The sequence below is a fragment of the Streptomyces minutiscleroticus genome (assembly GCF_014650875.1).
Taxonomy (GTDB): domain Bacteria; phylum Actinomycetota; class Actinomycetes; order Streptomycetales; family Streptomycetaceae; genus Streptomyces; species Streptomyces minutiscleroticus.
The window spans coordinates 242,128-262,084 of record NZ_BMVU01000002.1; the positions used below are offsets into that span (position 1 = coordinate 242,128).

Below are 19,957 nucleotides of genomic sequence, written 5' to 3' on the forward strand. Positions count from 1 at the left end.
AGGACGTCGTACTTCCCGTAACACTGCCACGCCCATCTTCATTCCGAGACACCTGGTCCGATCCGCGAGACGATTTCGTCCCAGTACCCGGGCAGGCTCTCCCAGGGGCTGCCGGTACGGCCGTCGCGGTCCGCGCGGTCGGTGAACCAGACGGTCCCGGCACCCTGCCAGCGGGCGATGCGCAGCGCCTCCTCCAGGTGGCCCCGCGGAACGCCGTGCACGAGGTGGCAGAAGCGCTCGGGCGGATAGTCGGCGGTCCATTCGGCCACCTGCGACCAGCGGTAGTCGCTCCAGGGGCCGGAGAAGGTCACCAACTGGTCGGCGCACTCGGCGTAGCCGGGATAGGGGTGGGTGCCGTGCCCGAAGACGATGTGCGCGTCGTCGGCGAGCCCGCGCAGGGCGCCGACGACGCGGCGGATCTCGGGAAGCGCCGTCCGCTCCGTGGGACAGCGGTCCACGAAGAAGCCGTCGACGCGGTACCAGTCGCGGTAGCGGTGCGCGTCGGACACGATCTCCCCGAAGGTGCTCGCCCCGTACGTCGCGTCGAGGCGTCCCAGCACACGGATGTCGCCGTTGCGCAGCCGCCCGGCCGCCTCCAGGCAGTGCGGGTCGGGCTGGGCGCCGGGCCCGTCGGCGACGTCGAGGACGACCCAGTGCAGCGGGGCGCCGGGGCGGGTGAGCTCACCCCATTCGACGGGGGCGAGGAGGGGGTGCGCGTAGCCGGGCACACCGAGGCCGAGGTGCAGGCCGGTGCTCGCGGTGCCGTGTACGGAGCTGGTCAGATGCGGCATGCCGCCTCCATCCAGATGTCGGCGAGGGATTCCTCGAGGTGGATACGGGGACGCCAGCCGAGCCGGTCGCGCGCGGTGCGGACGTCGGCCTGCTGCCAGCTGCCGCAGCCGTCCGGGTACGGGTACGCGACCGGGGCCGGGTGGTCGTGTTCGGAACGGGGGTGGCCGATGGCCGGCCTGACCGGTCCGGGCGGCCCGTCGAGTTCGTGCAGCGCGCCGCCGTACCCGGCGACACGGGCGAGGGCGGCGGCCGCGTCCCGCAGCCGCACGGCACGGCCGGAGCCGATGTTGATGACGCCCTGGGCGGCGGAGAGCGAGGCGGCGTGCACGGCGCGGGCGACGTCGCGCACGTCGATGAAGTCGCGCTGGACGCCGAGACCGCCGAGCTTCAGCTCGCCGTCGCCGGACTGCATGGCGCGGCGCAGGGCCTCGGCGAGCCGGCCGAGGGGCGAGCCGGCCGGGGTGCCGGGTCCCGCGGGCGAGAAGACCCGCAGGACGACGGCGTCCAGACCGGAGCCGAGGACGAGTTCGGTGGCGGCGAGCTTGCTGACGCCGTACGGGCCGCCCGGGCGGGGCACGGCGTCCTCGGCGGTGGAGGAGCCGGGCTGGCTGGGACCGTACTCGGCGCCGCAGCCGAGGTGCACGAGGCGGGCGCCGCAGCCGCTGCGGCGCAGGGCCTCGCAGATGGTGGCGACGGCGACGGTGTTGTGCCGGGTGAGCTCGCGGGCGCCGCCGCGGGTGGCACCGGCGCAGTTGACGACGACACCTGGGTGGACCGCGTCCAGGAAGCGGGTGAGCGCACCGGGGCTGCCGGTGGCGAGGTCGAACCGCACGTCCGCGTCGTCACCGCGGCCGAGCGCGGTGAGCTGGACGGCCGGGTCGGCGAGCAGACGGTCGGCGACGAAACGACCCAGATATCCGTTGGCTCCGATCAACAGGACCCTCATCGGGCGGCTCCCGGGGCGGAAACTCCGGTTCGGGAGGTGATCATCTGGCGTTCTCCTTCAGGTGTTGCCTGGTTGATGAGGAGGTCCCGCGGTGTCGGCCCCGCGGGGGAGGGCGCCTGAACGGGGTCCGGGTCCTGGCGCCGGGTGCGGCCGGTGGCCTCACGCATGGGGGGTGTGCCGTGAACCGCGGCTCACGGTGTTCCGGAGGACGGGGCGTGCGCGGAGGCCCGGGTGAGGGTCCGCGCCGCGTGGACGAGGAGGACGAGCGCCGCGGCACCGCAGACGGCGGCGGGCACGATGCCCGGGCCGATGGTGTCGGCCGCGGTCCGCACGGGTGTGGCCAGGAACCCGCAGCCGGGCAGCCGGGCCGCGAACACGCAGGCCACCGCCGCCGCCTCGGCGGTGCCCGCGGCGGCGAGCACGAGGGCCGGAGCGCGGGTGAAGCCGTGCGTGGCGCAGAGCCGGGCGAGCAGGAGCAGCAGGCCGAGGGCGCAGGCGCCGACGCGGGCGGCGGGTTCGGCGGGTTCGTCCAGGACCGCCGCGCAGAGGGCGGTCGACGCGGCCAGGGCGCACACGAACAGCGCCACGGCGCCCAGCAGCAGGGGCCGCACCGCGGACGCGAACTCCGCGAGTCCGCGGCTGGCCGCCAGCACGCGCCGCGCGCGGACGGTGAGGAGGTGCGCGCACCAGGCGGCCGGGACGCACGCGAAGGAGAGGGCGAGGGCGGAGGCGGTGGCGACGGGCCAGGCCCCCGCGGCTCCGGTGCCGGTGAGGCCGCCCAGGAGTTCGCCGAGTCCGTACGGGAGCCGGTCGGGGCCGCCCGCGAGCGCCGAGGCGAGCAGGCCGTCGCCCAGGAGGGCGTACGCGACGAGCCAGCAGGTCCACACGCGTGCGGACGTCGCCGGACGGCGGGTGCGCCCGCGACCCCGACCGCTCAGGGGGCCGTGCCGGAGGGCGGCCCGCAGGCCGAGCGCGACGGTCAGGACGCCCAGGCCGGCGACCGCGGGCTGCCAACGGTCCTCGACGAGCCGGACGCCGAGGACGGCCGCCGCGCACAGGACGCCCGGCAGCAGGCAGAGGAGCGTCCAGGCGGTACACGGCGTTCCGGGGCCGGCGTCCGGTGCGGGCCCGGGGACCGTGCTCTCCCCGTCGCGCGGCACGCGTGCGTACATCTCCTCGGCGAGCGAGAAGACGTCACGGTGCCGGAAGCGGGCGGCGGCCCGGTCGGTCATGCCGTGCGCCTCGAGTCCGGCCGCGATCTCCAAGGGGTCGACGGCCCGCTCGCACAGTGCGCGGTGGCGGCGCATCAAGGTCTTCACGGGGTCCCCCGTGGGGCGCGGGGCGACGACGGGCGCGCGCCGGGCCCCCGGGACGGGGCCGGCGGATCTGCGCCGGAGGCCGTGGGGCTCCGCTTCCCGGGGTCTTCCGGGGTACGCCGCCAGGGACGTTTCCGCAGGCTCTCCCGGATGCTCCCCCGTGGCCACGGCCCCGCCGCCCGGCGCGAGCCACTCCTCCGAGCGCGCGTCCCAGGGGCCGGGGTCGCCCGGCGTCCTCGGAAGGTCGGCACCCCGCGAACCGCCCGGCTCCTGGACGGGTCCCGGTCCTTGGGGGTGGTCCGGTCCTTGGGGACGGTCCAGTCCCTGGAAGGGATCCGGCCCCTGGGGGCGGCCCAGTGCCTGCGCGTGGTCCAGCTCCCGTGCGTGCCCTCGCCCGTTCACCGCGCTCCCTCCGTCGCGGCCGCCCGGACAGCTCCGGGCCTCGTCCCCGGCCCCGGCGGGTGTGCCGCCCAGCGCGGGCCTCCCGCGGCCACGACCCGGGGGCGGCCCGCGGCCCCGGTCCACCACCCGGGCACATGGGCCTCGGCCGGTACGGAGAACGGCAGCGGCTCGCCCGCCTCGTCGACCGCGACCCGCCGTACGGGGGCACGCGAAACGATCTCCAGGTAAATGCCCTGAAATGCCGCGACGTTCTGCTCGACGGTGAACAGTTCGAGCGCACGGGCACGGGCCGCCGCGCCCAGGCGCTCCCGGCGCTCGGGGTCGCGGAGCAGCGCCACGCACGCCTCGGCGAGCGCCCGCGGGTTGCGCGGCGGCACCACGAGCCCCGTACCGCCGATGACCTCCACCACGGCGCCGACGTCGGTCGACACCGTCGCGCGCCCGCAGAGCATCGCCTCGACCAGGCCGACCGGGAAACCCTCGACCACGCTCGACAGGACGACGACGTCACCGGAGGCGTACGCCTCCGCGAGGCTCGGCGTCTCCGGCCCGCCGACCTCCTCGAACGAGACCGGGTTGTGGCCGACCGCGTGCGCCCCCGCCGCCTCGTCGGGGAAGAGCTGCGCGGCCACGGCCTTGCAGTGGGCGAGGTACTCGGCGCCCTCCGGCCCGTCGGCGGGCGCGCCGACGATGCGGAGCCCGGTCCCGGGCACCGCCCAGCGGACCTCCGTGAGGGCGTGCAGGAGGCCGATCAGGTCCTTGGTGGGTTCGACGCGCCCGACCCAGACGAGCGTCCCGGGCTCGCCGCACGGCTCGGCTCCGCCGTCCGGCGGCAGCCCGCTCGGCAGCAGGTCGTCCGGTGAGCGGCCGTCCGGCGCCGGGTCGTCCGGTGAGCGGCCGTCCGCACGGGCATCGCCCTCCGCCGTCGGGCGCGGCTCCGGTCCCGGCCCCGTTCGCGCCGCTCCCGGTGCCGTTCCCGCAGGCGCGCCGGCGTCGGCACCCGGTCGCGGCCATGGACGCGGACGCCGACCGGTTCCCGGCCGCGTCTGCGGGCCCGCTCCCGTCCTCTCCCCCACCTCATGGAAGCGGGACGCGTCCATTCCCGGGTAGATCGTCCGCAGCTTGGCGCGGTCGGCGCCGCAGCGTTCCTGCCAGCGGCGGGTGTGCGCGTTCCCAGGCGTGATGATCTCGGCGCGGCGGTACGCCTCGGCCGCGAGCCGCGTGTGGAAGGAGGCGAGCAGGGCGCGCACGGCGGGCGTCGCGTCGCGCGAGGCCAGGTACTGCGTCCGCACGCCCGCCCCGTACTCGGTGACCAGCAGCGGCACCCCGGCGAAGTGGAGCGCGAGCAGTCCGGTGAGGGCGGCCGCGCCGCCGGACGTGGCGTGGCACAGGTCGACCGCGCCGAGCCCGTCGTCCTCGTACCAGTCGAGCGACAGCGGACGCAGCGCCCGTTCGACGCCGGAGGCCACGGCGAGCAGGTCGGGTACGCGGGCCTCGCGCGCGGTGCCCGGGGCGCCGGGCGCACGGCAGGCGCTCTCCAGGGCGCGCACGGCGGTCTCCGAGCGCAGGGCGGCGCTCAGTCCGCCCTGGTCACGGGCCAGTTCGGCGAGTCCGTACAGCGCGCTGGCGAAACGGTCCGTCACCACATCGCCCCGGTCCGTCCGGTCCACCGGGTCCATCGGAACAGCCGGACCCGCCGGCCCTGCCGAATGCGACGGCCCAGGATTCGACGGTCCGGAGCATCCGCAGGTCTCCCCGTCCTCCCCGAGACCGGACGGCTCCTCGGTCGCTCCCGCACCCGCCTTCGCTCCGGCCCCCGTCCCCGCGCCCGCCGGTCCCGTGCCCGCCCCCATGTGCGCCGTCCCCGTGTGCGCCGTCCCCGCCGTGCCCGTTATCACGGCCGCGGTCGCGCCGGTGCCCGCGCACACGGCCGCCGCCAGCTCCCCGTAGCACTCGGCGAACCGCCGCCGCGCCCGCCGGCCGAGCGCCGCGCCGCCGGTGCCGTCGCCCCACAGCGGTGCGGTCCGTACGCCGTGGACCTGGGGCGGGAGCGGGATCCAGCCCTCGTCCTCCTGCTCCCGGCCGCGGCTGAACGCGTGGACCCGGAACTCGTGCTGTCCGAGCCCGCGCACGAGCCGGTCGCACCAGAGTCCGGTGTCACCGCTCACATACGGATAGCCACCCTCCGTAAGCAGTCCGATGCGCACGTGCACACCCCCGATCTCCTGTAGGGACAGCCACCGTTGACCCGACGGCTCGCAGCGGGACGAACGTATGCGGACATGCCGGTGGCGGGACGGACGGTTGTCCGTCCCGCCACCGGAAGGGGTGAACGCTCGTGACTTTCGCGTGCACGTCGCGTTCCGTCGCGCTAGGAGATCATTCGCATACTCTGCGTGACGTCACGGCCAATCGTGACCGCCCGACTCGCGCCCGTCCGCACGGGCAGCGGCGCACCGGACGGGCAGCGGCACGGACGCGCCGAGGAACCGGCGCGCGACGAAGCGGCCGATCGGCGTACCGCCGCACCGCCGTACTGGCGCACTGGCACACCGCCGCACGATGTCCGCGCGGTCCGCGCGCCGCCGTCAATCGCCCGGGTACGCCCACGGGTTGGGCCGGCAGTGGATGCCGTCGTGGTCGAGGAACTTCGTCTGCTGCTGCATGACCGGTGCGAGCGCGCCGTCCTCGGTGCAGGTCACGTGGTTGAAGCCGAGCCGGTGGCCGACCTCGTGGTTGATCAGCATCTGCCGGTAGGAGTGGATCTTGTCGTCCCCGTAGGTCTCGGACCCCTGGGCCCAGCGGTAGGCATTGATCATGACCCGGTCGGTGGCGGCCGAGTCGCAGGAGACGTTGTCCACGGTGATGTCGAGGCCGGACTTGAGGCACCACTCGTCCGTGGTGCCCGGGCTCGCCAGCGTGATGACGAAGTCGGGCTGCCCGGAGGAGATCCGCTCGAAGGTGCGGCCCCCGCCGTGGGCCCAGCTCCGGTCGTCGTTCAGGGTCTTCTGCACGGCCTGCGCGAAGAGCTCCCCGTCGAGTCCGAGCCCCTTCTCGACGTCCACGCGGTAGGTGTACTTGCGGCCCGTGCCGGGCGCCTTGTCGAACCCGCCGACGGCGTCGAACTTCCCGGACCCCCTGAGGTCCGCCTCCAGCGGATAGATCCTGGCCATCTTCTGGTCGTACGTCAGCGCGGTCGCCGTCGGCGTGTCGGACGGGGTGGGGCGGTTGTCGCCGCGGGACGCCGCGTCCTTGGAGGTGCGCTCCGAGCCGCCCGCGGCCTGCGACTGCACGCCGTCCGCGTCGCGCCCGTCGGCGACCTGGCCGGCCACGACCACGGCGAGCACGGTGGTGACGGCGGCGGCCGCGATCCCCGTGAAGGTGCGCCCCTTGACGGCCTTGCCCTTGGTCCCCGCCCGCCCGGCGCCGGCGTCCTGCGGGTACGCCTGCTCACCGGCCTCCGCGGACCGGTCCGCCACGGAAGCGGGAGCGGGAGAGGCGGCCCCGTCCCTGCCTGTGCCGTCCCTGCCGGTGCCGTACGGGCCGGCCCCGTCCCGGCCGGCGCCGCGCGCGGGCACGGGACGCCGGCGGGTGAAGACGCCGTCGTCATCGGCGGTGTCGGCGTACGCGGTGTTCTCGTCGAAGGCGCGGACGTACTCCGGACGCGGGCCGTCCGGGGATGCCTGCCGCTGACGCGGTATCGGCAGTCCCGTCCTGCCCCGGGCGGGACGGCCGGACGGGCCGGGTCCCTGGGGCGCTCCGTGCGGTCCGCCGCGGCCTGCGCCGCCCTCGGGCCCGCTCCGCGGGCCGCCCCGGCCGGGGGCGGTCTCCGGCTGCTGGGGATGTCCGCCCCGTACGGGCGGCACCCCGTGGGAGGGCGTCGGCGCGTCGCCGAAGCCACCGCCCGGGGCACCCGCCCCGGGGGTTCCGCCGGGAAAACGGGGCACCCCGCGCGCGGGAGTGCCCTCGGGAAGACGCGGCACCCCACGGGCGGGCGTTCCGTCCGGGAAGCGGGGAACGCCCTGCGCCGGGGTTCCGTCCGGAAAACGGGGCACCCCGCGCGCGGGAGTGCCCCCGGGAAAACGAGGAACGCCCTGTGCGGGCGTTCCGTCCGGGAGGCGCGGCACGTCCCGCGCCGGTGTCGCGTCCGGGTTCCCCGGCCCGGCGGCCGGCCACGCGGTGCCGCCCCCCGTCGGCGGGTACGGCGGCTGCGGCGGCTGCTGGGGCCAGGGCATCTGCTGTGTCTGCTGCGGCTGCGGCATCTGCTGCGCGGGCCGCGGCGCCTGCCGTTCCTGCTGCTGTCCTGTGAACCCGCGGCGACCGCGTCGGCCGGACCCCTCGGGCGTGTCGGCCGCCCGGTCCGTGGTGCCGCGCCGGTCGGCCGGCCCCCGGCGGCTGTGACGTCCCACGCGCCCTCTCAGCTCCCCGCGTCCGCGGAGCCGGTGTCGGCACCGGCCCGTCCCGCCGCCGGACGCCCCTTGTCCAAGGGGGTGCCGTCCGACGGAGCGCCTTCCGTCGAAACCTCTCCCGACGACCCGCCGCCCCTGCCCGCGAGCAGGTCGCGGAAGGCCCCGGCGACGGCCTCGGGGTACTCCATCATCGCCACGTGCCCCGCGTCCGGCAGACTCACCAGCCGGCTGTCGCGGAAGGAACGGGCGGCCCGCTGGGCCATGCGATAGCCGACGAGCCGGTCGCGCGCGCCGTAGACCAGCAGCGTCGGCGCGAGCACGCGCTCGGCCTGGCGCCACAGCCCGTGCTGGCCGCCCAGCGTGTACGCGTTCACGATGCCGCGCGCCGAACGGGCCATGGCGTCCCAGAAGTACGGCAGGGCCAGCCGCCGCTCCATCTCCTCGACGGCATGCTGGAACGCCTCCGGCGAGACCCTGCCCGGGTCGCCGTAGCAGAGCCCCATCATCCCGCGCACCCGCTGCTCGGCGGTCCAGTCGCGGGTGAGCCGGGTGAACAGCCCGGCGATCCCGGGCACCGCCAGCAGCCCCGTCGGCACCGCCGTGCGCTGCACCCGCAGCTCCGGCAGCGCGGGCGACACCAGTGTCAACGTCCGTACGAGATCGGGGCGTACGGCGGCGACGCGCGTGGCGACGGCACCGCCCATCGAGTTCCCGAAGAGGTGCACCGGACCGCGGTCCGAGGCGTCCAGATAGCGGATGACGGTACGGGCGTGACCGGTGATCGAGTAGTCGCCGTCGTCCGGCGGCGGCGAGTCGCCGAAGCCCGGCAGGTCCACGGCCTCGTTGTCCACGACGTCGTCCAGGAGCGGCATGAGAGCCGACCAGTTCTGCGACGAACCGCCCAGGCCGTGGACGTACAGCGCCGGCGGCAGCCCCTCGCGGGCCGGTGGTCTCGACCGCACCGTCAGCGTGACGCCCGGCAGCCCGACCGACCTGACCTTCTCCCCGTCCGCGACCCTGACGGTGCTCGCCTTCGGCGAGACGGTGGAGGCCAGTACGGACGGCAGCTCGGTCGAAGACATGCGGCAATGTTACGAGACGATCAAGACGAGGTCTGCGTGTTCACGGTCACAGATGAGGGGCACACCGCATAGCGCCACGATCGGGTGTCTCATACGCTTCGAAGACGAGGGCACTCGTACGCGGACAGGAGCGCATTCGCACCGTTCGGGAAGAGGACACATGACCGTCGACCCCACCGACCCCGAGATCCTCGACATCGCCGGGACCACCGGGCCCGCGGAGTCCGACGTGGAGGCCCCCGAGGCCGACGCCGCGGAGCAGCACACGGACGTCGCACCACGCCAGGACGAGCCGGTGAACGCCTCGGAGCTGTACGACGCGGACGAGGCGGACCGCGCGGAGCAGGCCAGGGTGGTCGACCTGGACGAGGACGACTACCGCTGACACCACTGACATTGCTGACACCACTGACACCGCCGACGGTGCCGGGGACCGTGCGCCGGCGGCGAAGACCGGCGTCCGGCCAGGAGGACCGGCGTCCGGCGAGAGGGACTCCCGGACGCCGGACGGTTCCGCACACGCGGAGACACACGGCGTGGAGCACAGGGGCGCGGGGCGCCCCGGGCACAGGCCGTCGAGCGCCGGGCACCGAGCGCCGGGTACCGGCCGGACACCGCGGGCCGAACACCGCGCACACAAGGGCGGAATGTCCGGTACCGGCCGCCGCGGGCACCTGCACGGCCCCGTGTCGGCCCGCGCGGGCGGGGTACGCGGCGACGGCGGAGGAGCGGACCGCCGCCGGTGGCAGAGAATGAACGGTGACCGGCGGACACGGATGACAGAAGCGCGCCGGTGACGGACGATGTCCGGCCGTGCCGGGGTACCGGGCGGCCGACGGCGTTCCGACCCGTCCGGCCTGCCCGCCCGGCACGCTCGGCACACTTCGCGTCGCTTCCGCCGTCGTCCGGTCCGTGAAATTCTGCGCTCGCACCGCGCACACCACGGTTACCGAAAAGTACGATGGCCGCGCGGCGCACACCGCATGTGGACGATCTTGGGAGGCGGCGTGACAGCCATCGAGCAGACAGAGGCGGCACGCCCGCGGGGCACACGCCTGCCGCGTCGTGCCCGACGCAACCAGCTGCTGGGCGCCGCCCAGGAAGTCTTCGTGGCGCAGGGCTACCACGCGGCGGCGATGGACGACATCGCCGAGCGGGCCGGCGTCAGCAAGCCGGTGCTCTACCAGCACTTCCCGGGCAAGCTCGACCTCTACCTCGCCCTGCTGGACCAGCACTGCGACGCGCTGCTGCAGGCGGTGCGCACCGCCCTCGCGTCGACGACCGACAACAAGCAGCGCGTCCGGGCGACCATGGACGCCTACTTCGCGTACGTCGAGGACGACGGCGGCGCCTTCCGCCTGGTCTTCGAGTCCGACCTGACGAACGAGCCCGCGGTGCGCGAGCGCGTCGACAAGGTCACCCTCGAGTGCGCGGAGGCGATCTGCGACGTCATCGCGGAGGACACCGGCCTGTCGCGGGCCGAGTCGATGCTGCTCGCCTCCGGTCTGGGCGGCCTCGCCCAGGTGGTGGCGCGCTCCTGGCTGCACAGCGACCGCAGCGTGCCGCGCGACCAGGCGGTGCAGCTGCTGGCCTCGCTGGCCTGGCGCGGCATCGCCGGCTTCCCGCTGCACGGCAGCGAGCAGCACTGAGCACAGCACCGAGCACGGCCGCCGTGGACGGCCGGGCGCGTTTGTTCCCGGCCGTTGTTCGCTCCTGGCGTTCCGGCGCGCGCGTGTACGTCCCGTCACGCGGGCTAATGTGTGCTGCGTACGGCGCGGACGAACGCGCTCATCACTGACCGTCGGAGGGACATAGCCGTGGAGGTCAAGATCGGCGTGCAGCACGCGCCCCGCGAGATCGTTCTGGAGAGCGGTCAGACCCCGGAGGAGGTCGAGCAGGTGGTCGCCGACGCGCTGGCCGGAAAGTCGCAGCTGCTCAGCCTCGTGGACGACCACGGCCGCAAGGTCCTGGTCCCGGCCGACCGCCTCGCGTACGTGGAGCTCGGCGAGCCGACCGCCCGCAAGGTGGGCTTCAGCGCGCTGTAGCCGGAACACGACGACGGGAGGGCCCGGCGGCACCGCGCCGCCGGGCCCTCCCGTCGTTCCGTACGGACCCCCCGTCGTCCCGTACGGACCCCCGTCGTTCCATGCAGACCGCCCGTCGTTCCGTGCAGACCGCCTGTCGTTTCCGTTCCCTGGGGAACCGCCCGTCCCTCCGGGCAGGACCCGCGCGTCGTTCCCCCGAAGGTCCCTCCCGTCGTTCCGCGGGTCCTCCCCGCCGGGTCCGGCGGCTGTCCGGTGATCTCCACAGTCGGCCCACAAGAACCCCACAGGGAAGGTTGTGTTCCGCGGGTCACGGGTATGACGGGTTACGACCGATCTGCCCAGGTGGTTGCGGGAAGGAACTCGTCATGGTCTTGGAAGCACTCGGCTCGGCGATCCTCGGCGCGATCCTGGCCTGGGCGGCCCACCGCCGGCTGGCGCACCGGCTCCCGGACCGCCGCCTGGTGCTGTCGACGGGCGTCGTGGGCGCCCTGTTCGGCGCGTTCCTCACGCACAGCGCGCTCGGTCCCGGCCATCTGCCGCTGATCCTCATCGGCGCGGTCGCGGTCGGCGCCGCGTCCCTGTCGCTGCTGCTGCGCCCGGTGGGCCGCCTGCGCCGCCGTTCGGCGGCGGTGTAGCACCACCGCACTGCCGCGCCGCCGCCCGGTCCGCCGGCCCTCGCACACCCCGGTACCGGCGGGACCCGGCGCCCGCGCCCGTCCGGGCCTCACGTCGCCGGGCGCCCCGGGCGTCCTCTCAGGCGGCCAGCCCCAGCGCCGCCATCCGCTTCGTGTGGGCCTCCGTGATACGGGAGAACATCCGCCCCACCTCGGCCAGGTCGAAGCCGTCCGCCACGCCGCCGACCAGCATCGTCGAGAGGGCGTCGCGGTCCGCGACCACCCGCTGCGACTGCGACAGCGCCTCGCCCATCAGCCGCCGCGCCCACAGCGCGAGCCGGCCGCCCACGCGCGGGTCCGCGTCGATCGCGCCCCGCACCTTCTCGACCGCGAAGCTCGCGTGCCCCGTGTCGTCGAGCACGGCGAGGACCAGCGCGCGCGTGTCCGCGTCGAGCCGCGCGGCGACCTCGCGGTAGAAGTCACTGGCGATCGAGTCGCCGACGTACGCCTTGACGAGCCCTTCCAGCCAGTCCGAGGGCGCCGTCTGCCGGTGGAAGCCGTCGAGCGCGGCCACGAACGGCTCCATCGCCCCGGCCGGCTCGGCGCCGATCTCGGTCAGCCGGTTCCGGAGCTGCTCGAAGTGGTGGAACTCGGCCGACGCCATCTTCGCCAGCTCCGCCTTGTCGGCCAGCGTCGGCGCCAGCTTGGCGTCCTCGGCGAGCCGCTCGAACGCCGCCAGCTCGCCGTACGCGAGCGCTCCGAGCAGGTCCACCACCGCGGCGCGGTACTGGGGGTCGACGGAGGCCTGCGCCCAGTCCTGGGCGGCGACTCCGGTGGGTGCGGCGGGGGTCTCGGCGGTGTTGTCCGACGTCGTCATGGAGCGCACAATAGCCCGCTCGCTGCCACGGGGAAGTCCCTGGTCAATCACTGTGACGACGACTACGTGACCAAATCGGCCATCGCATATGCGCGGATCCGGGGTATGGTGGTAATGCGCCCGCCGAATAATCGACGGGCCGCACGAATGAGGATGCCCGGTCGGTGGCCCGATCGGCTCCGACCCGACAGCTCTCCCCGTTCGTACGCCGTGGTGCGTACGGCGACCGGAGAGACCCTCAGCGGTACGAGCGCTCGAGCGTCGGCAGTGGTCCCGCGCCACCCAGGCCCGCCCCCAAGGCGGCCGACGTCCCCGGCACGGTGTACAAGACCCCCGCGCTCGCCTCGTTCCGCGCACACAGAAGAGGCAGCACCCTGACTACGACTTTCCGAGAGCTCGGAATCCTCTCCGAGACGGCCGAGGCCCTTGAGGCCGTCGGCATCGTCAACCCCTTCCCCATCCAGGAGATGACGCTCCCGGTCGCCCTCTCCGGCACCGACGTCATCGGCCAGGCCAAGACCGGCACGGGCAAGACCCTCGGCTTCGGCCTCCCCCTTCTGGAGCGCGTCACCGTCCCGGCGGACGTCGAGGCCGGGCGCGCCCGCCCCGACCAGCTCACCGACGCCCCGCAGGCCCTCGTGGTCGTCCCCACCCGCGAGCTGTGCACCCAGGTGACGAACGACCTGCTGACCGCGGGCAAGGTCCGCAACGTGCGGGTCCTCGCCATCTACGGCGGCCGCGCGTACGAGCCGCAGGTCGAGGCCCTCAAGAAGGGCGTCGACGTGATCGTCGGCACCCCGGGCCGCCTGCTCGACCTGGCCGGCCAGAAGAAGCTCGACCTCAAGCACGTCCGGGCCCTCGTGCTCGACGAGGCCGACGAGATGCTCGACCTGGGCTTCCTGCCCGACGTCGAGAAGATCATCAACATGCTGCCGGCCCGCCGCCAGACGATGCTGTTCTCGGCCACCATGCCGGGCGCGGTCATCGGTCTCGCGCGCCGCTATATGTCGCAGCCCACGCACATCCGCGCCACGGCGCCGGACGACGAGGGCGTGACGGTCGCCAACATCTCGCAGCACGTCTACCGCGCCCACAACATGGACAAGGCGGAGATGGTCGCGCGGATCCTGCAGGCCGAGGGCCGCGGTCTCGCGATGATCTTCTGCCGGACCAAGCGGACGGCGGCGGACCTCGCCGACCAGCTGCAGAAGCGCGGCTTCGCCTCCGGCGCGGTCCACGGCGACCTCGGCCAGGGCGCCCGCGAGCAGGCGCTGCGCGCGTTCCGCAACGGCAAGGTCGACGTCCTCGTCTGCACCGACGTCGCCGCGCGCGGTATCGACGTCGAGGGCGTGACCCACGTCATCAACTACCAGTCCCCCGAGGACGAGAAGACGTACCTGCACCGCATCGGCCGTACGGGCCGCGCGGGCGCGTCGGGTACGGCGATCACGCTCGTCGACTGGGACGACATCCCGCGCTGGCAGCTGATCAACAAGGCGCTGGAGCTGTCCTTCAACGACCCGCCGGAGACGTACTCGACCTCCCCGCACCTCTTCGAGGAGCTGAGCATCCCGGCCGGCACGAAGGGCGTGCTGCCGCGGTCCGAGCGCACCCGCGCCGGCCTCGCGGCCGAGGAGATCGAGGACCTCGGCGAGACCGGGCGCGGTCCGCGCGGACGCGGCGGCCGGGGCACCGCTCCGTCGGCCGACCAGGAGCGCGAGCGTGAGCGCCCGGCGCGTACGCCGCGCCGTCGCCGCCGTACGCGCAACGGCGCGCCGGTGGACGCGACGGCTCCGGCGGAGACGCCCCAGCAGATCCCCGAGGACGCTGCCGAGGCCACGGAGGTCTCCGGGCCCCGTACGCCGCGCCGCCGTCGCCGTACGCGGGGCGGCGCCCCGGCCGAGGCCGTCGCCGCCACGGCGCAGACCGTCCGGACCGAGGCCGCGCCGGCCGACGCCGCGCAGGCGGCCGTGGCCACGGCGGAGGGCACGGCGCCCGCCGCCGCGGAACCGGAGGAGGGCGCGAAGCCGCGCCGCCGCCGTACGCGGCGGTCGGCCGAGGAGGCGCTCGCCCCGGTGGCCGACACGCCGGTGTCCGAGACCCCGGCGGCCGACGCCGCGCCGGTCGAGGCCCCGGAGGCCGTGACCGCCACGAAGCCGCGCCGCCGCACCCGCAGGACCGCGGAGGCCGCCCCGGCCGCCGAAGCGGCCGAAGCCGCGGTCGCCACCGCCGAAGGCACCACCGCGACGGACACGGCCGAGGCTCCGGCCAAGCCCCGCCGCCGCACCCGCAAGACCGCGGAGACCGCCCCGGCGACCGAGGCCGCGGACGCGGCCGAGGCCGCCGTCGACACCGCCGAGGGCGGCACTGAGGCGGCCACGGCCAAGCCCCGCCGCCGCACCACGCGGAAGACCGCCGCGACGGCGGAGACCGCCGAGGCTGCCGTGGACACCGCCGAGGGCGACACCGCGACGGACACGGCCGAGACCCCGGCCAAGCCCCGCCGCCGCACCCGCAAGACCGCGGAGACCGCCCCGGCCGCCGAAGCGGCGGAAGCCGCGGTCGCCACCGCCGAAGGCACCACCGCGACGGACACGGCCGAGGCTCCGGCCAAGCCCCGCCGCCGCACCCGCAAGACCGCGGAGACCGCCCCGGCGACCGAGGCCGCGGACGCGGCCGAGGCCGCCGTCGACACCGCCGAGGCCGCGGAGGCCAAGCCGCGCCGCCGCACCCCCCGCACGAAGGCAGCCGCCGAGGCCGGCATCCCGGCCCAGGCCGCCGACGAGCAGGAGGCCGCCAAGCCGCGCCGCCGCACCCGCAAGACCGCGGAGGCCGCCCCGGCGACCGAGGCTGCGGACGCGGCCGAGGCCCCGGCCAAGCCGCGCCGGACCCGCAAGACCGCGGCCGGTGCCGCCGACGCCGGTACGGAGGCGGCGGCCGAGGCCGCTCCGCGCCGCCGCACCCGCAAGGCGGCGGAGGCCGCCGAGGTGACGGAGAGCTGACCGGCACCACCCGACGCCGACGGCCCGGCCCCGATCACCGGGGCCGGGCCGTCGGCGTTCGCGCGCACCGGGCCGGGCGGCCCGGCACGCCGCCGTCCGGCACGCCCCGCTAGCCTCGATCCATGAGCAGGCCTCCGACCTTCGTCCCGCCCGCCGGCGCCCGCGCGTACCGGCTCGCCACCGCGCGCGGCGGCTTCGCCGTCGTCGACGCCCCCGCGGCACCCGGCGTCGCGGTCAAGGGGACGGCCCTGCTGCTGCCGGGGTTCACCGGCAGCAAGGAGGACTTCATCGGCCTGCACGAGCCGCTGGCCGCCGCCGGGTACCGGACGGTCGCCGTGGACGGCCGCGGGCAGTACGAGACCCCGGGCCCGGCGGACGACGAGGCGCCGTACGCGCAGGAGGAGCTGGCGCGCGACGTGCTCGCGCAGGCGGCGGCCGTGGGGGACGGCCCGCTCCACCTCGTGGGCCACTCGTTCGGCGGACTCGTGGCGCGGGCCGCCGTCCTGCTGGAGCCGGACGCGTTCGTCTCGCTCACCCTCATGTCGTCGGGTCCTGCCGAGATCTCGCCGCCGCAGCAGCAGCGCGTCAAGCTGCTGCGGGACGTGCTCGCCGTGATGGACATGGCCCGGGTGTGGGAGGCGATCCAGGCGCTGGACACCCCGGAGGACGCCGACGACCTGGACGCGGGGCTCGACGACCGCGCCGACCTCAGGCGGCGCTGGCTGGCCACCAGCCCGGCGCAGCTCGTCGCGGCCGGCCGCCAGCTGTGCGCGGAGCCCGACCGGGTTCCCGCCCTGGCCGCCCTGCCGCTGCCCAAGCACGTCCTGTCGGGCGAGCGCGACGACACCTGGCCGGTGCCGCTCCTGGACGACATGGCCGTACGGCTGCGGGCCCGCCGGACCGTCGTCCGCGGGGCGGAGCACTCCCCCAACACCGACCGTCCCCTGGAGACGGCCGAAGCCCTCGCCGCCTTCTGGGACTCCGTCGCCGTGTAGTCCCGTGACGGCGCTCGCCACCCGGCACGCGACCCGCCGCCGGGCGTTCAGTACCGCGTCTGTTCAGTACTGCGTCTGCAGGTGCTCCCAGAAGCCGTCGCGCAGCGCCCGGCGCAGGTCCGCCTGTCCGCGCAGCGAGTACTGCAGCAGGCTCTCGGCCTCCACGAGGAGGTCCTGGTCCACGGGGCCGGGCAGGTACGGGTGACCGGGGAGCAGTTCCACCAGCGCCTCCCGGCCGCGGGCGGAGAGCCACTTCGCGGCGATCTGCGCGCCCACGAAGCGGACGTCCTCGCGGGTGGGCCGGGCCGCCGCCGTCGCGTCGTACGAGGCGGCGGTGCGCCGGGTGACGTACGGCTTGAAGAACTCCAGGTCGAAGGTGCGCTGGCTGTCGACCTCCCACAGCAGCGGCTCGGCCTGGTTGCGGCCCTCCGGCGCCTCGACGCCCCACAGGTGGACCCGGGCGCCGTACCCCTGGGCCGCCTCCACCGCGGAGACCAGGTCCTCGTCGCCGCCGATGAGCGCCGCGTCGCTGATGGCGCGGTGCCGGGCCAGGGACTCCAGGTCGGAGCGGATCAGGGAGTCGACGCCCTTCTGCTGGTTGTTGGCGTTGAGGTTGCCCAGCCGGACCTTGACGTCCGGCAGCTCGGCGATCGACTGCTGCTCGGCGGTGTGGATGCGGCGCCGGGCGCCGTCGTACCAGTAGACGCGGAGCAGCCGGCTGTCCGCGAAGATCGAACGGGCCCGGTCGATGAGCGCGTCGATGAGCCCCTCGGCGTCCAGGTCGAAGGCCCGGCGGTCCTCGGTGCCGGCCACGAGGCGGCCCGCCGCCGCGTACAGGTACCCGGCGTCGACGAAGATCGCGTGCGTGGACGGCGTCTTGGCCACTTCGGCGAGCATGCGCTTGAGCAGCTCGTTTGTGCGATCGATGCGTGCGACGAGTGAAGCCGCCTCGTCGATCGCCGGGAAGTCGTCATTCATATGCGCCCTATTGTCGCAGGCCGTCACTGCGCGAACACAAGCGGTCCCAGGACTCCGTGGTCGTTAGATCGTCGAAATTTTTCTTTAGCGTAGGGAATGTTTGCAGGGAGCAAGTCGTTGAACCGTACGGAACAGCGGACACCATGGCCCCGCAATCCACTCTTAACGGGCGGGCAACCGCCCGGCCTCAGCAAGGGACGAGACTTACGTCCCATACCAGTAGTTCTCCTTCAGGAGGATGACCAGACGAAGGGAGAAGCCGTATGCGCTTCGAAATCATGCGCCTGGACGATGTCGACGGCACCGCCGTGGACAGCACCGTCGTGGACGCCGCCTCCGTCAACCAGATCGTGCAGCAGGCTGCCGCCATAGGGCAGCGGCTGTGGATCCGCCCGGCCGAGTGCCCGGCCTCATGACGCACGACCGCCTCTCGCTCTGACGCGTACGCCTTCGCGTCCGCCCGTGGGAGTGCGGCCGTCCGCACCCGGACGGCCGCACTCCCACGGGCCGAAGCATGTTCCGGAGCCCCCGTACGGCCCTCGCGCCGTACGGGGGCTCCGTGCTTCGCCGGGGCTCCACGCGCCGCGATGGCTTCTCGTGCGTTACGGGGCCCCGGCGGACCGGCGGACCGGCTGACCTCTTAGACGCCCTGGACCACCTGCAGGACGCCGTTGATGATCTGCTGCACGGCGATCGCGGACAGCATCATGCCCGCGAGCCGGGTCACCAGGACGACGCCGCCGTCCTTGATGACGCGGATGATCAGCAGCGAGTAGCGCATCACCAGCCACAGCACCACGTGGATGGCGAGAATCGCGGTCCACACCGACACCTGCGTGGTGACGCTGTCGGCCTTCTGCACCGCCAGGATCACGGACACGATCGCACCCGGACCGGCCAGCAGCGGCATGCCCAGCGGGACCAGAGCGACGTTGACGTCCTTGGTCTGCTTCGGCTCGTCGGTCTTGCCGGTGAGCAGGTCGAGCGCGATGAGGAGCAGCAGCAGTCCGCCCGCGATCATCAGCGCGGGCACGGACACGTGCAGGTAGTCCAGGATCTGGTGGCCCAGCAGCCCGAAGACGGTGATGACACCGCCGGCCACGCAGACCGCCTGGAGGGCCATGCGCCGCTGCGTCCTGGCGGGCCGCCCGGCGGTCAGGGCGAGGAAGATCGGGGTGATCCCCGGGGGGTCCATGATGACGAAGAGCGTGAGGAACAGGGAGCCGAAGACGGCGAGGTCGAACACGATGAGCCTTGCGGAGAAGTGGAGGCGGCGGACGGAGGCGCGGACGGGCGCCCCCGGCCGACGCCGGGCGTGACAGGGAAAGGTGAGGAACGCGTGTCCGGGCGTGCGCCTGGGCGTGCGTTCGGGCGTGAAGGGGGATGTGCGACCCCGTGCGACCGACCGCACGTGGTCACCGGACGCCGCCCGGAAGCGGCCACCGGCGGCCCGGGCGGAGGGGCTCCGGGACCCGGGCGGTCGCGCATCCAGGGGCCGTGGCCCCGGTGGGTGCGGGCACTTCGGGCCCGGTCCACCGCTTCGGATACCACCACCCCGGGTGCCGCGCCCCGGACACCGCGCCCCGGACACCGCGCCCCCGGGCGCTACCGCCCGGACAGCGTGCCTAGGCGCCGAACGGTCCGCCCGTGCCGGGAACCGGGAAGGCGCCGGCGGCGCGCCGGGTGATCTCCCCGTAGATCTCGGGGTCGGTCGTGTACTCGCCGAGCCGGCACGTCTTGCGGCTGCCGTGGTAGTCCGAGGAACCGGTGACCAGCAGCCCCAGCTCCTTGGCCAGACCGCGCAGCCGGTCCCGGGTCGCGGCGTCGTGGTCCATGTGGTCGACCTCGATGCCGTCGAGGCCGGCGGCGGACAGGTCCGCGATCGCGCTCTCGGACACGGTCCGGCCGCGCTTGGCGGCGGCGGGGTGGGCGAGGACGGTCACACCGCCCGCGGCCTTGACCAGCCGGACCGCCTCGAAGGGGTCGGTCTCGTGTTTGTCGACGTGGGCCCGGCCGCCGTCGGCGAGCCACTCCCGCGTGAACGCGTCGGAGACCGTGGGCACGACGCCCAGTTCCACCAGGGCGGTGGCGATGTGCGGGCGCCCCACCGAGCCGTCGCCCGCGATGCGCGCGACCTGCTCCCAGGTCACCGGCACCCCCAGCTCCCGCAGCTTGGCGATCATGGCCTGGGCGCGCGGCACCCGGTCGTCGCGCACCAGCTCGCGCTCGCGCAGCAGCTCGGGCTCGTCGGGGTCGAAGAGGTACGCCAGCATGTGCATGCTCACGCCGTCGAGCCGGCAGGACAGCTCGGCCCCGGTGACCAGGGTCAGCCCCTCCGGGACCGCCGCGCGCGCCTCCGCGTGGCCGCGGGTGGTGTCGTGGTCGGTGAGGGCGACGACGTCCAGACCGGCCGCGGCCGCGTTGCGGACCAGCTCGGCCGGGGTGTCCGTGCCGTCGGACGCGGTGGAGTGGGTGTGCAGATCGATGCGCACGACGCGG

The 19,957-nt window shown here is 74.8% G+C and carries 17 protein-coding genes; 7 read left to right on the forward strand and 10 right to left on the reverse strand.

Going from position 1 to position 19,957, the window contains the following annotated elements; translation table 11 throughout:
- Window positions 1–38: 38 nt before the first annotated feature.
- The 6 genes from IE271_RS04200 to IE271_RS04225 all read right to left on the reverse strand — a co-directional run bounded on the left by IE271_RS04200 (window position 39) and on the right by IE271_RS04225 (window position 8,947).
- Window positions 39–791, reverse strand: a complete 753-nt coding sequence (locus IE271_RS04200) for a spherulation-specific family 4 protein (protein ID WP_190188774.1) — start codon at window positions 789–791, stop codon at window positions 39–41.
- Window positions 779–1,738, reverse strand: a complete 960-nt coding sequence (locus IE271_RS04205) for an SDR family oxidoreductase (protein ID WP_190188775.1) — start codon at window positions 1,736–1,738, stop codon at window positions 779–781. Before IE271_RS04205 ends, IE271_RS04200 begins: the two co-directional genes overlap by 13 nt.
- A 191-nt stretch (window positions 1,739–1,929) precedes the next feature.
- A complete protein-coding gene (locus tag IE271_RS04210; RefSeq protein ID WP_373308703.1) occupies window positions 1,930–3,057 on the reverse strand; it encodes a hypothetical protein in 1,128 nt (375 codons plus the stop codon).
- A 395-nt stretch (window positions 3,058–3,452) separates the two neighbouring features.
- A complete protein-coding gene (locus IE271_RS04215; protein WP_190188979.1) occupies window positions 3,453–5,663 on the reverse strand; it encodes a DUF3492 domain-containing protein in 2,211 nt (736 codons plus the stop codon).
- Between the two features lie 381 nt (window positions 5,664–6,044).
- Complete coding sequence (locus tag IE271_RS44310; RefSeq protein ID WP_434099624.1) at window positions 6,045–7,439, reverse strand: DUF3152 domain-containing protein; 1,395 nt, start codon at window positions 7,437–7,439, stop codon at window positions 6,045–6,047.
- A 434-nt stretch (window positions 7,440–7,873) separates the two neighbouring features.
- A complete protein-coding gene (locus tag IE271_RS04225; protein ID WP_190188776.1) occupies window positions 7,874–8,947 on the reverse strand; it encodes an alpha/beta fold hydrolase in 1,074 nt (357 codons plus the stop codon).
- A 160-nt stretch (window positions 8,948–9,107) separates the two neighbouring features.
- Between IE271_RS04225 and IE271_RS04230 the strand changes: the two genes are divergently transcribed.
- From IE271_RS04230 to IE271_RS04245, 4 genes are all read left to right on the forward strand, one after another.
- Window positions 9,108–9,332 carry an Rv3202a family protein gene (locus tag IE271_RS04230; protein WP_190188777.1) on the forward strand — a complete coding sequence of 75 codons (225 nt, stop codon included), beginning with the start codon at window positions 9,108–9,110 and terminating at the stop codon, window positions 9,330–9,332.
- A 622-nt stretch (window positions 9,333–9,954) separates the two neighbouring features.
- Window positions 9,955–10,596 (forward strand): TetR/AcrR family transcriptional regulator, encoded by a 642-nt coding sequence (locus IE271_RS04235; protein WP_190188778.1) that lies wholly within the window; start codon window positions 9,955–9,957, stop codon window positions 10,594–10,596.
- Window positions 10,597–10,764: 168 nt separating this feature from the next.
- A complete protein-coding gene (locus IE271_RS04240) occupies window positions 10,765–10,992 on the forward strand; it encodes a DUF3107 domain-containing protein (protein WP_190188779.1) in 228 nt (75 codons plus the stop codon).
- A 365-nt stretch (window positions 10,993–11,357) separates the two neighbouring features.
- Window positions 11,358–11,627 (forward strand): hypothetical protein, encoded by a 270-nt coding sequence (locus IE271_RS04245; RefSeq protein WP_190188780.1) that lies wholly within the window; start codon window positions 11,358–11,360, stop codon window positions 11,625–11,627.
- Window positions 11,628–11,745: 118 nt separating this feature from the next.
- On the opposite strand, the gene IE271_RS04250 is transcribed toward IE271_RS04245, so the two are convergent.
- A complete protein-coding gene (locus tag IE271_RS04250) occupies window positions 11,746–12,483 on the reverse strand; it encodes a ferritin-like fold-containing protein (protein WP_190188781.1) in 738 nt (245 codons plus the stop codon).
- Window positions 12,484–12,950: 467 nt separating this feature from the next.
- On the opposite strand from IE271_RS04250, the gene IE271_RS04255 reads away from it, so the two are divergent.
- Both IE271_RS04255 and IE271_RS04260 read left to right on the forward strand, forming a co-directional pair.
- Window positions 12,951–15,485: a DEAD/DEAH box helicase gene (locus IE271_RS04255; protein ID WP_229919128.1), complete on the forward strand. Its 2,535-nt coding sequence runs from the start codon at window positions 12,951–12,953 to the stop codon at window positions 15,483–15,485.
- Window positions 15,486–15,607: 122 nt separating this feature from the next.
- Window positions 15,608–16,480 carry an alpha/beta fold hydrolase gene (locus tag IE271_RS04260; RefSeq protein ID WP_190188783.1) on the forward strand — a complete coding sequence of 291 codons (873 nt, stop codon included), beginning with the start codon at window positions 15,608–15,610 and terminating at the stop codon, window positions 16,478–16,480.
- A gap of 63 nt (window positions 16,481–16,543) precedes the next feature.
- Here IE271_RS04260 and IE271_RS04265 read toward each other — a convergent pair whose 3' ends face one another.
- Window positions 16,544–17,458 (reverse strand): NYN domain-containing protein, encoded by a 915-nt coding sequence (locus tag IE271_RS04265; protein WP_190188784.1) that lies wholly within the window; start codon window positions 17,456–17,458, stop codon window positions 16,544–16,546.
- Between the two features lie 263 nt (window positions 17,459–17,721).
- Between IE271_RS04265 and IE271_RS04270 the strand changes: the two genes are divergently transcribed.
- Window positions 17,722–17,874, forward strand: a complete 153-nt coding sequence (locus IE271_RS04270) for a DUF8834 family protein (protein ID WP_190188785.1) — start codon at window positions 17,722–17,724, stop codon at window positions 17,872–17,874.
- 224 nt (window positions 17,875–18,098) lie between these two features.
- Here IE271_RS04270 and IE271_RS04275 read toward each other — a convergent pair whose 3' ends face one another.
- Together IE271_RS04275 and IE271_RS04280 are read right to left on the reverse strand one after the other, a co-directional pair.
- Window positions 18,099–18,704, reverse strand: coding sequence for a MarC family protein (locus IE271_RS04275; RefSeq protein ID WP_190188786.1), 606 nt, complete (start codon window positions 18,702–18,704; stop codon window positions 18,099–18,101).
- Window positions 18,705–19,083: 379 nt separating this feature from the next.
- The gene (locus IE271_RS04280) at window positions 19,084–19,950 is read right to left on the reverse strand and encodes a PHP domain-containing protein (RefSeq protein WP_190188787.1); all 867 of its coding nucleotides are present in this window, start codon (window positions 19,948–19,950) and stop codon (window positions 19,084–19,086) included.
- Window positions 19,951–19,957 lie beyond the last annotated feature (7 nt).